General features: G+C 26.7%; 13 protein-coding genes and 2 pseudogenes. All 15 read left to right on the plus strand.

Annotated elements, in window-relative coordinates; genetic code table 11:
- The first annotated feature begins 133 nt into the window (after positions 1-133).
- Complete coding sequence (locus KGF42_RS17600) at positions 134-799, plus strand: alpha/beta fold hydrolase (RefSeq protein WP_227826798.1); 666 nt, start codon at positions 134-136, stop codon at positions 797-799.
- Positions 800-1,115: 316 nt separating this feature from the next.
- Positions 1,116-2,006 (plus strand): SPL family radical SAM protein, encoded by an 891-nt coding sequence (locus tag KGF42_RS17605; RefSeq protein ID WP_054272567.1) that lies wholly within the window; start codon positions 1,116-1,118, stop codon positions 2,004-2,006.
- 209 nt (positions 2,007-2,215) lie between these two features.
- Positions 2,216-2,659 (plus strand): GNAT family N-acetyltransferase, encoded by a 444-nt coding sequence (locus KGF42_RS17610; RefSeq protein ID WP_227823291.1) that lies wholly within the window; start codon positions 2,216-2,218, stop codon positions 2,657-2,659.
- 171 nt (positions 2,660-2,830) lie between these two features.
- Positions 2,831-3,001, plus strand: coding sequence for a hypothetical protein (locus tag KGF42_RS17615; protein WP_054272569.1), 171 nt, complete (start codon positions 2,831-2,833; stop codon positions 2,999-3,001).
- A 376-nt stretch (positions 3,002-3,377) separates the two neighbouring features.
- Positions 3,378-4,079: pseudogene (locus tag KGF42_RS17620) on the plus strand (Rpn family recombination-promoting nuclease/putative transposase); the annotation flags it as partial.
- A gap of 232 nt (positions 4,080-4,311) precedes the next feature.
- A complete protein-coding gene (locus KGF42_RS17625; protein ID WP_227826793.1) occupies positions 4,312-4,800 on the plus strand; it encodes a DUF3841 domain-containing protein in 489 nt (162 codons plus the stop codon).
- Between the two features lie 85 nt (positions 4,801-4,885).
- On the plus strand, positions 4,886-5,293 hold the full coding sequence (locus tag KGF42_RS17630; protein WP_227826794.1) for a hypothetical protein: 408 nt from the start codon (positions 4,886-4,888) through the stop codon (positions 5,291-5,293).
- A complete protein-coding gene (locus KGF42_RS17635) occupies positions 5,294-5,512 on the plus strand; it encodes a helix-turn-helix transcriptional regulator (protein ID WP_227823288.1) in 219 nt (72 codons plus the stop codon). It abuts the gene before it with no gap.
- 448 nt (positions 5,513-5,960) lie between these two features.
- Positions 5,961-6,266 (plus strand): hypothetical protein, encoded by a 306-nt coding sequence (locus tag KGF42_RS17640; RefSeq protein WP_227826795.1) that lies wholly within the window; start codon positions 5,961-5,963, stop codon positions 6,264-6,266.
- 598 nt (positions 6,267-6,864) lie between these two features.
- Positions 6,865-7,554 carry a response regulator transcription factor gene (locus tag KGF42_RS17645; protein WP_227826796.1) on the plus strand — a complete coding sequence of 230 codons (690 nt, stop codon included), beginning with the start codon at positions 6,865-6,867 and terminating at the stop codon, positions 7,552-7,554.
- Positions 7,554-8,471: a sensor histidine kinase gene (locus KGF42_RS17650; RefSeq protein WP_227823286.1), complete on the plus strand. Its 918-nt coding sequence runs from the start codon at positions 7,554-7,556 to the stop codon at positions 8,469-8,471. The genes KGF42_RS17645 and KGF42_RS17650 overlap by 1 nt, the downstream gene beginning before the upstream one ends.
- 72 nt (positions 8,472-8,543) lie before the next feature.
- Positions 8,544-9,470, plus strand: a complete 927-nt coding sequence (locus KGF42_RS17655) for an ABC transporter ATP-binding protein (protein ID WP_227823285.1) — start codon at positions 8,544-8,546, stop codon at positions 9,468-9,470.
- Positions 9,467-10,147, plus strand: coding sequence for an ABC transporter permease subunit (locus KGF42_RS17660; RefSeq protein ID WP_227823284.1), 681 nt, complete (start codon positions 9,467-9,469; stop codon positions 10,145-10,147). Before KGF42_RS17655 ends, KGF42_RS17660 begins: the two co-directional genes overlap by 4 nt.
- A gap of 444 nt (positions 10,148-10,591) precedes the next feature.
- A complete protein-coding gene (locus tag KGF42_RS17665; RefSeq protein WP_227826797.1) occupies positions 10,592-11,293 on the plus strand; it encodes a Fic family protein in 702 nt (233 codons plus the stop codon).
- A gap of 108 nt (positions 11,294-11,401) precedes the next feature.
- Positions 11,402-11,527 (plus strand): annotated as a pseudogene (locus KGF42_RS17670) (IS256 family transposase); the annotation flags it as partial.

The raw sequence follows: 11,527 nt of genomic DNA on the forward strand, positions 1-11,527 counted from the left end.
AAATAAATAACTTATATAAGAACCGTAGGAACTACGGGGATGGCCTGTGGAGAATTAGTAAGACATATTTTAGTATGCAAAATTCTATGAAGCAGGAACCCTGTGACTTTAGTCATGGGAGGTTCAGTTCCAGATACAGTACTTTTCAAAAAATCATAATGTATTAGTATGGGACGCTCCTGCTCATGGAAAATCAAGACCTTACTTAGATTTTTCCTATTCCAACTTGGTAGAAGAATTGAAAGTAATTTTAGATAAACAAAATATGAAAAAGGTTGTACTTATTGGACAGTCAGCAGGGGGATTTGTGGCACAGTCTTTTATTGTAAAATATCCAAATATGGTAGAAGGAATAATGATGATTGGAACTTGTCCATATGGAACTGACTATTATAGTAAATCAGATATTTTCTGGTTAAAGCAGACCAAATGGATGTTAAGGTTATTCCCAGATAAACTGTTGCGAAATATAATGTCCAAGATGTGTGGAGCTACGTCTGAAGGTAGAGGGAGTATGCTGAAAATGTTAGAGGGCTATGAAAAGAAAGAACTATGTCATCTTATGTATTTAGGATTTGCTGGTTTCATACCAGAAATTCAAGATTTAAATATACATTGTCCAGTTTGTTTAGTGGTTGGAGAAAAAGACAAGACGGGTAAAGTGAGAAAATATAATGAGCAGTGGCACAATAAGACTGGGTATCCATTACATATTATAAAAGATGCTTCACATAATGTAAATGTCGATAAACCTAACGAATTAAATCAAATTATGGAGATATTTATTAAACAATTATAGTATGTAAAAACTGCATATCCATCAGGTAAATTATGTAGTATATGTAGTTATAGAAATAAATATGTAAAAAAACTACTTAATACTTAAAAAGTGGGTTTGTCCAGAGTGCACAGCAAGAGATATATATAAATGCTTAGTATAAATAGCTTAAAAGAAGGATTAAGACTAGTGGAGATAGAACAGCCATTAGAACCTGTGAATGATTAGTGTAAAAGTACTATCAAATAGGAATCTCCATATTTAAACCTTATCAAAAGTAGTTAGGGTGTAGTAGCTTAAAACTTAAAAACTATATAAAGGAATTAGGTATAAGAGAATGATTGAGAGTATACCAGCAAAACAAATTTTACAAAAAGTGAAATTTGATAATACAGGATGGTTTGGAATTGACTATAATATGAATCTATATCGTGGTTGTCCTCATGGATGTATATATTGTGATAGCCGTAGTACGATATACAACATAGAGGATTTTGACAAAGTTAGATATAAGGAAAATGTGATAGAAATTTTAAGTAAAGAATTGCGTTCAAAAAGAAAAAAAGGAGTAGTAGGTATTGGAGCTATGTCTGATACATATAATCCTTTTGAAAAGAAACTTTGTATTACAAAGCAGGCACTGGATTTGATTTCGGAAAATCATTTTGGTGTGTCTATTGATACCAAAAGTAGTTTGGTGGTTAGGGATATACCAATTTTGCAGAAAATTAAAAAAAATAATTCTGCTATTGTAAAGTTAACTATAACCACTGCAAATGACGAATTGTCAAAGAAGATAGAACCTTATGTAAATCCAAGTTCTGTACGATTTGAGGCAGTAAAAGAACTTAATGATTCTGGAATTTTCTGTGGTATATTATTAACTCCCATGTTACCATTTTTGACTGATAATAAAGATGAAATACGAGCAATTGTAGAAAAAGCACATAAGGCTAATGCAAAATTTATTTATTGTATGTATGGCGTAACAATGCGTAGTGGTCAGAGAGAGTTTTTTTATAAGCATTTAAGAGATATACATCCAAAATTGGTACTTCAGTATCAAAAAACATATGGTTTGAACTATGTGTGTACTATACAAAATAAAGATTCTTGTGAGAAGTTATTAAGAGAAGAATGTGCACGTTATGGTATTTTGACGGATATGAAAGATATTATAAAAGCGTACAAGAGGTCGGAATCATATACTCAAATAAAATTTTTTTAAGATAGACTTTGGATAGGATATTCTAGGTGATTGCTAGTATTGATATTATAGATAATTGCTAATGCTGATATTCTAGGTAATTGCTAATATTAATATTCTAGGTAATTGTCACTATAGTTTTAAAAAAGTAAAAAAAATCAAAATGAATTAAATGTGTATTGTAAGAGGTTTGTTAAATTAAGGTTTGAGTAAAGTGAGGGGGTGAACTTATGATAGAAATAAAAACTATAAAAACAAATAAAAAAGGTCAAATTGACCTTTTAATGTTAGCTGACCCATGTGAAGAAATGATTGATAAATACCTTGATAAAGGTACTATGTACGCTTTGTATGATAATGAAGAACTTACTTGTATAGCAGTTGTAAATGAAATTTCCAAAGAAATATGTGAGTTAAAAAATATTGCTACATATGAGCATTTTCAAAATAGGGGTTATGCGTCAAAAATGATTTATCATCTTTTAGATGTTTATAGTAAAAAATATTCATCAATAGTTGTTGGTACAGCTGAAAGTGGAGTTCCCTTTTATGAGAAGTTTGGGTTTGTTTATTCACATAAAATTAAAAACTTTTTTGTAGATAATTACCCAGAACCAATCTTTGAGGGTGAATTGCAATGTGTTGATATGTTGTATTTATCATATAGCTTTTAGAGAGGACAATATTTTTAGGCAGATATAATTAATTTATTCATATAATTATTGGAATTATAATTTATAAATTATGTATAATAAGAATATAACTTATTTAGAAACTGTTATATTGTGTTAAATTCAAATAAGATATATAATAACTTGTTTATTTTGAATTTTGGAGGAATAACTATGGATTCAAATAATAATACTATAAAATCAACTGTTAAAAAGGGGATTTCTTTTGGTTCTTGTTTAGCAATGATTATTTCTTATACTGCATGGAAATCTATCCCATGGGCTATTTTTCATGGCTTAATGAGTTGGGTATATGTACTTTATTATTGGATTAAATATATGTAGATTAAGATAATAAATAAGTATGTAATATTGTGAAGTTTAAGAAAGCAAATGTAAGGGGTGTCTCAAAATGAACTTTTTAGTTTATGAGGCACTCTTTTTTGTATTAAATAAAATATATTTTCATCACTTAAACAATGAAAAAGGATTTATCTCTACTTTAAAACAGTTCCCTATATTTACTCATTTATCAACAATAGTTTTAAAAATAAAGATATTCAAAAATCTATTGTAATCTAAGTATTTCTCTTTAAAGTTTTAATTTTAGTAATGATATATGAGTTTATCACACTCTTATTTCAATAATACAAATTTTTATTTAGAAGTGCAGACTTTGGTATGAAGAAATGGACATAATAAAAAAGAGGTGTTGATATGAGAGAAAAAACCTAGACTTGATATTTTAGCTGAAGATGAAGAAAGTAATCATATAAATATTGAAATGCAAAGAGCTCTTGAAGATGATTATTTGGAAAGAGCTGAATATTATCTTAGTCGTGTACATGGTAGAAAATTAGAAGAAGGTAAAGAATATAAAGAAATTGGAAAAACAATTGGAATACATATACTAAATCATGTAAAATATAATCACATAGAAGATTATGTAAATTGTATGAGATTAACAATGGATGGACATCCAGATATTTTTTCTAGTAAAACTGCATTATATTTTATAGAACTTCCCAAAATTCATAAATCCAGTTATATAGCAAACAGAGTTCTAATATGGGGTAAGCTTATTGACAACCCTTCTCATATAGATATTAGAATACTATCTAAAAAAGATTCTGTTATTAAAAAAGCACTTGATAGATTAAAAGAATTAGGCAGTAATGAAGCATATTTATTAAATTTAAAGAGAGGTGCATATATTATGAATAAAAGTAGAAATTTTAAAGAAGAAGTTTTTAAAGAAGGTATTGAAAAAGGCATTGAAAAAGGCATTGAAAAAGGGAAAAGAGAAGAGAAATTTAATATCATTATAAAGTTAAAAAATAAAGGATATAATTTGAGTGAAATATGTGATATTATAGATGACTTGAATAAATCAGAGGTTGAAAAAGTCTATAATCAAAACTAATACTATAATTGATACAGTATTATATAAATTAATATAATTAGGTAATAATAAGGTGTTTGTATCCTTATTATAATGATTTGCCACAAAGTTACTTCCTTTAAATTTCAATCAATATAAAAATTTGTTATTTAAATATGGTAGATACGAAGAGATATATAAATAAAGGAGATGATTCAAAATAAAAATTTGAATTATCTCCTTTTTGTAGAAAAAGAAAGGGGTTGACTTATATATGAAGTTTTATACTATACAGACTTTGGAATTTTGGAACAACAATAAAAACAATAAGTATCTATTAAATAATTATTCTCTTATATTAGAAGATTTTGAAATTCCATATAAATGGATGTATAGTCAAATGATAGAAAGAATACCTAAATTTGATAATAGTATGATATGGGTTTGGCCGAAGAGACCTGATTTAAGATGTAGTGGATACTTAGAGAGAGGTTCAAAAGGTGTTTTACTTGAACTAGAAATAAATAAAGAGAATGTATTGTTATCGGATTTTGATTTATGGCATTTACCTTTAATGGATATTACTGTAGAGATTTATGAAGATGAACAAATTGAAAAGATGGTAAGTTGGCAAAGGATATTTGACTTAGAATTATGTTCAAAATTAAATGAAGTGAATATAGAAGATTTAACCTTGGAAGGAGTGACATCTAAAGTGCCTTTATCTAATGTCAGATTAATAAAAGAATTTGTTGCAAAATGATATTTTTGTTGAAATTTATTTAAAAAAGTTATATATTTATAACAAGAGGTGTTATAAATATATAACTTTTTAAGGAGGATTTTATATGTCTAAACAACAAACTGGTATTAAATCAACACTTATTTCAGAAATATTGGGAATTTCTTATTGTATTGGAGCTACATTAGTAAATAAGTATTTTTTTAAAGGAAGTAGTATTGAATATATTCCTATAATTATTTTGGTATTAGCCATGGGAGCTCAATGGGTCTATGATAAAAAGCATGATGACTTAATTGATGAAGCATCTAAATGTATACTATCAAGAGTTAATGATATTGCAATAAAATTATTGTTTTTTTCTGTAGCTATAGTATCTATATTTCTTGTAAATCTGGACGTAAATATGTCAAATTTAAATATAGGAATGTCTTTATTAGTTATTTTGCTTATTCAGTCCTTGTTGAAGTTAGTTCTATTTATATATTTTGACAGAAAGGGGATATACAATTAGGTGTCAGTATTATTAAAGACAAAAATTAAATCCTATAGAGAAAAGAGCCTTATGACACAAGGTGAACTTGCAAAGTTAGTAGGAGTAAGACGTGAAACTATTGTACATTTAGAAAATGGTCGCTACAATCCTTCTTTAAAGTTGGCAATGGATATTGCCAAGGTATTTGATACGACTGTAGAAGAGTTGTTTGAATTTGTTGAAGAAAATAATATTTAAATTTCATTTATTATTTATGTATTAGAGAATGAATTAATAGATAAAAAATTCAAGTTTATGTATTAGAGAATGAATTAATTATAGGTAAAAAACCAAGCTTATAGATTAGAGAATAAATGACTTATAGGTAAAAAACTAAGCTCGTAGATTAAAGAATAAATGATTTATAGATAAGAAGTCCATGCTTATAAGCCAGAAAATGAATAGTTTAATAGATTAAAAAATACATATTTGTGAATTATAGAATGAATAACTCCATAAACTAGAAAATTTATAATAATATCTATATGAAAACTAGAAGTATTTTATCACAAAAAAATTAAGTTAAATAAATATGAAATTACTTCCAAATATACTTCCAAAAACATGTAATCGCATATATAATATAATTATAAAAATAATAAATATTTTTATAGTAGTAGTTAATTATTAATAAGGAGGGGTCAAAATGCCTAGTATGATTATGGAAGTTGTAGGAGTACTATTTATAGCTATTGGATTAATCTTGACATTCATTGAAATAAAAGGAAATTTCCCTTCTTTTTATGGTTTTGGTCAAAATGCTATAGGGAAAAATGCTGTAGGTATTATGGCAGCAGGAATTGCTTTAATTTTCTTCAGAAATGGCATAGAAAGCATAGATTCTATAGCTACTTATGGAATATTTTTAGCTGTAGAACTTGTTGTAATAGCTGTATATTTCTTAGTAAGAAGAAAATTTGTTAAAGAAGATAAACATTTAAGAACTAATTAACTAAATTATCTACTATAAAATTGGAGGATTAAAAACAAATAAAAGTTTGTTTTTAATTATTTAAAATCAAAATTTGATTATTTTTAAGAAACTATGTTCTGTATAAAGCTAGAATGTGGTTTCTTTTTTATGTATAAAATAATTTTTTAGTAAAAGTTAAAAGTTATTTTATAAGATAAATGATACTATACAATATGCAAATTATGATGTGTAAACTCCTTAGAATTTTGACAATTAAAGTTGAGATAATAGATAATGAATTTCTTTTTTAATTTAATGATTCAGAGTTATAATGCTAATTGTGTTTTTGTATCTAATTTAATCATTCACATCTATGAGATTGACTGATTTTTATATCTATTTAATGTAAAATAATTAATTTTAGATGTTAATAAAAGAAAATTATGTATATTTTATATAAAGATAAGATAGTATACCACGTTTTAGTCGTTTTTCCAGTAAAGCTTATTGAAAAGAAATTTAACCTAAAAGAGTATTGCTGGAGTGCAGATATAATATCATAAGCAGTTATTTATTGACAACCATTTTTAATAAATATATCATTTGAAGTATATTGACAAAAAGGAGTTGAACAATAATGGAAATCTTATTGGTTGAAGATGATAAGAATATTCGAGAAATGGTATACGATTTTCTGATTAGTGAGAATTACTCTGTTAAAACTGCCGTTGATGGAAATACAGCTATTGAAATATTTAAAAATTATTCATTTGATATTATTTTACTGGACTTGATGTTACCAAAGTCTAGTGGTTTTGAAGTATTAAAATATATACGAAGTGTGAGTGTTGTTCCTGTTATTATTACTACTGCGAAAGATAGTGACACAGATAAAATGCTAGGGCTTAATCTTGGTGCAGATGATTATATTACAAAGCCTTTTTCAATCGTAGAATTGCTTGCAAGAATTAAAGCTAATATTAGACGTGCAACAGTGTATAGCAGTTCAAGAAACTCTCAAGATATGGTTATTCAGTATAAAGATTTGATTATAAACATATCAAAATATGTAGTTTCAAAGAATGGAATTGACTTAAACTTAACACATACAGAATTTGAAATTGTTAAATTACTAGCGACTAATCAAGGACGTGCTTTTTCAAAGGAACAATTATACAACACGATTTGGAAAGAACCTTATTATGGAAATGAAAATGTGCTAAATACTCATATTAACAGGTTAAGAAATAAATTGTCTGATGGTATGGAAAAAAATAATTATATTAAAACTCTTTGGGGAATTGGCTACAAAATGGAGGAAGAATAATGGAGTTATTTTTAGTTGTAATTTCGATTGTACTATTTACTCTCTACTTAAAAGAACGAAATAAGTCAAAGAAAATGGAAAGTGATTATAAGTATATCAATTCAAGACTTCGTGACATAACAAATGATGATGAAATTAATTATATTTTAGTACCATCTGATATTTCGATTGTAAAAGAAACAGCAGTAGATATAAATAAACTTCTTGAAAAGTTTTACAGCAGGCAAATTAATTATAATAGAAGTGAAAAAGCGATATTGCAAATATTTACAAACATATCACACGATTTACGAACTCCCATCACAGTATTAAAGGGTTATATTGAAATGCTATATCTTCAAAGTCAAAAAGAAGAATTATCTTCTTCAATGAGAGCAACTGTGGAAAAAATGCAAACAAATTCAAATGAGCTTGTTAATTCAATAAATAACCTGTTTAATATGGCAAAAATCCAATCTGGAGATATGATATTAAATCTTCAAAAATCCAATCTAACACAATTATGTCATGAGATTATTTTAGAGTTTTATGATTTGCTAGATAAAGAAAACTTTAATGTTGAAGTTAATATTGAAGATAGACCTATATATGCAAATGTTGACACAGAAGCATTACAACGTATACTCAAAAATTTAATTGATAATGCTATAAAATATGGTTCAGATGGTAGATTTTTAGGGATTTCACTATATGAAAAGGAAAAACATGTTTTTATAGATATTGAGGATAAAGGTTCAGGTATTTCTGAAACTGAAAAAGAGCATATTTTCACAAGAGCTTATACTGCTGACAGAAAAAAAGGCAATGGTTTAGGTTTGGCTATTTCTCAAGGGCTTGCAAACTCTATGGGAGGTTCAATTTATGTAAATAGTAGACCTAATGTAAAAACAGTTTTTACGGTAAAATTGAAAAGTTAGAAAAAAGTTAGATTTAAAAGAGAGAAAAGATAATTTTATTTTGTATACTGTTTTTAGAAAGGAGGGAGTATGATGAACTATATCATAGAGACCCATCAATTAGAGAAAATATATAAAGATAAAGCTGTTGTTAATGCTGTTAATATTCATGTGAAAAAGGGAGAAATTTATGGATTTGTTGGACCAAACGGGGCAGGTAAAAGTACAGTAATGAAAATGTTGCTAAATCTTGTTAAGCCAAATTCTGGAGAAATAGTTATGTTCGGTAAGAAAGTGGCAGAAACTGATTTTGAAATATTAAAAAAGATTGGTACTATTATTGAAAATCCTTATTTCTATGAGAATTTGACTGCTAAACAGAATCTTGATTTACACTGTGAATATATGGGTTATTATAACAAAGAACATATATCAGAGGTATTGGAATGTGTCGGATTGTCAAAGCAATCAAACAAGAAAGTTTCAAAATATTCTTTAGGGATGAAACAACGTCTTGCAATAGCTAGAGCAATTCTTACTAAACCAGAATTATTGATTCTTGATGAACCTATAAATGCACTCGACCCAGAGGGGATAAGAGAAATGCGAGAATTATTCCGTAAGTTAAATACAGATTATGGAATAACTATATTTATTTCTAGTCATATTCTTTCAGAGGTAGAACAAATTGCGGACACTATTGGAATTATTCAAGATGGTAAACTTATTAAAGAAATTTCTATGTCAGATATACACAAATATCAAACAGATTATGTTGAAGTAGATGTAGATAATGTGGAGCTTGCTGGATACTTGTTAGAAAAAGAATTTGGAATAAAAGACTTTAAAATTACTTCGGAAAGTTGTATTGAAATATATGATTTACGAAAAGATGTAAAAGAAATATCCAAAATATTTATTCAAAATCAAATTGGTATAAATAGCATTGGACGTAAACAAAGTTCTTTAGAAGATTACTTCTTCCAAACTACAGGTACAGGAGGTAAAGAAACACTATGATACATTTAATGAAACTAGAGCTAAAAAAAGTTGGGCTAAAAAGATATTTTTTATTTTCAATACTGGGGATTTTCTTATGTATGTTTTTTGTCTTTACTGGATTGAATGATAAATCTACTTCAATATATGATTATGATGTTACATTTAGGACAATCAGTTTAGTTTTCTGTTTTTACTATATTATATTATTTGCTGTGTTGAATGTGGCATATATAATAAATGAATATACAAATAAAACAATCTTGATTTTATTCTCTTATCCACTTGACCGTAAAAAACTTATTTTATCAAAGTTACTTTTGATTACGACTCTTATGATATCATCAATGATAGTTGGATATATCTGTTGTTTTACATTCGTTGTTGTGTTGGATAAGTATTTTAATTTAGTTATTGGAGATTTTCATATTTCAATTTTATCTTATTGGATACCAGGAGCAATTAAAAGTATTATTGTATTTTGCTCATTAGGTATATGGACATTCGTTGTTGGAATGATAAGAAAATCAATACCTGTTACCCTTGTCAGTTCAATTATTTTTATCAATTTAAGACAATTTATTTTAGCTGGTACAAATACAACTCAAGACAGTTTGATTTCTGTTTTTATTATAGTTGGTATAACTGTGATTGGTATATATTATATACTAAATCATAAAGTTGCTGAAATTGACTAGATACTATTGATAGGAAGGTAGTTATTAATTGTATCTTCTTGGGATAATAATGATTTGCTATTATATCAGCTATTATTAATATTATTAGAGTTTTAATAATATTAATAATAGCTATATATTTTTTCTTCTTATTTATAAATTTAATGATTTATAGTCATAAAATGAACTCTAAGAAGAGATAAAAATACGTTTTATATGTTTTTAGATTAATATAAAATATCACAATGAAATGTTGTACAAAGTGATATATAATAATTATATGAACTATAAAATTGACTAAACTTATTGACTAATAAATTAGATGAAAAGTTGAGACTTACTGAAAATAAATACAATGAAATATATACTACAAGTATTAAATTAAATCTGAACTTTACATACTATTAGAATAAGTATTATAAGATTATAATGATTTAAAAATATTAAAATAATTGAGGTGATAACATGAACAATTCCTTTTTAGATAAATTGATTGAGACAAAAGAACTTAAAAATTCACTTTATAATGTGTTAAAACACAATTTTCTTTATCATTCTAATAAGATAGAGGGCAGTACTTTTACTACTGAAGCATTAGCACTTTTACTCGATAAGAATGTTGTTACAGGAAGACATACTTTAGATGATGTACAAGAAACTGTTAATTCTAGTTATGTATTTGATACAATAATTGACTCACTGAAAGAGAAAATAACACATAATTTCTTAAAGAATCTACATTCAAGTTTAATGTTCAATACAACCCTACATTCCAGAGGGATGTCTGGTATATATAAAACTATACCAAATATGATACTAGGAACTGATGTAAGCATAGCACAACCATTTGAAGTTGAGCCAAAGCTTGATGAATTAATTGAATGGTACTATAGTCAGAGTGAAGTATCTATTAAAGTTATAGCTGAATTTCATTATAGATTTGAATTGATACATCCATTTCAAGATGGTAATGGTCGCATAGGTAGATTTGTTATGCTAAAACAAATGTTAGAAAATAATCTTCCTATAAAAATTGTATCTTGGGATAGTGAGGACTTGTATAGAAACTCCTTAAATTCTTGTAGTTTAGGTAATTATGTCCCTTTAATTGAATATTTATCAAGTTTAGATGATTTTAGAGAAGTATATAAAATGTTATGGAAATAATTGTTTGGGTCTTTAAAATAAAGTGTGTATTCTTCTAAAAAGTGGTGATAATTAAAATATTAAATATCACTATATAAAGGAAGGTGCACACTTTATTTTAAAGACCCAAGAAAAGTTACTAAATCGAAGTCTATTTTTCCTTCAGATGATTCTTTGCACAAATCATTATACTTAGCAACTATGGATATTTCTGAAAGATGGACTCAAAAGATTAGAAATTGGACTCAAATTTTA

It is taken from the genome of Clostridioides sp. ZZV15-6383, from assembly GCF_020657735.1.
GTDB lineage: Bacteria > Bacillota > Clostridia > Peptostreptococcales > Peptostreptococcaceae > Clostridioides > Clostridioides difficile_D.

Bases quoted from the DNA above. Each gene is read 5' to 3' on its own strand.
- KGF42_RS17605 (WP_054272567.1), top strand. From the start codon at position 1,116: ATGATTGAGAGTATACCAGCAAAACAAATTTTACAAAAAGTGAAATTT.
- KGF42_RS17610 (WP_227823291.1), top strand. From the start codon at position 2,216: ATGATAGAAATAAAAACTATAAAAACAAATAAAAAAGGTCAAATTGAC.
- KGF42_RS17615 (WP_054272569.1), top strand. From the start codon at position 2,831: ATGGATTCAAATAATAATACTATAAAATCAACTGTTAAAAAGGGGATT.
- KGF42_RS17625 (WP_227826793.1), top strand. From the start codon at position 4,312: ATGAAGTTTTATACTATACAGACTTTGGAATTTTGGAACAACAATAAA.
- KGF42_RS17630 (WP_227826794.1), top strand. From the start codon at position 4,886: ATGTCTAAACAACAAACTGGTATTAAATCAACACTTATTTCAGAAATA.
- KGF42_RS17640 (WP_227826795.1), top strand. From the start codon at position 5,961: ATGCCTAGTATGATTATGGAAGTTGTAGGAGTACTATTTATAGCTATT.
- KGF42_RS17645 (WP_227826796.1), top strand. From the start codon at position 6,865: ATGGAAATCTTATTGGTTGAAGATGATAAGAATATTCGAGAAATGGTA.
- KGF42_RS17650 (WP_227823286.1), top strand. From the start codon at position 7,554: ATGGAGTTATTTTTAGTTGTAATTTCGATTGTACTATTTACTCTCTAC.
- KGF42_RS17655 (WP_227823285.1), top strand. From the start codon at position 8,544: ATGAACTATATCATAGAGACCCATCAATTAGAGAAAATATATAAAGAT.
- KGF42_RS17660 (WP_227823284.1), top strand. From the start codon at position 9,467: ATGATACATTTAATGAAACTAGAGCTAAAAAAAGTTGGGCTAAAAAGA.
- KGF42_RS17665 (WP_227826797.1), top strand. From the start codon at position 10,592: ATGAACAATTCCTTTTTAGATAAATTGATTGAGACAAAAGAACTTAAA.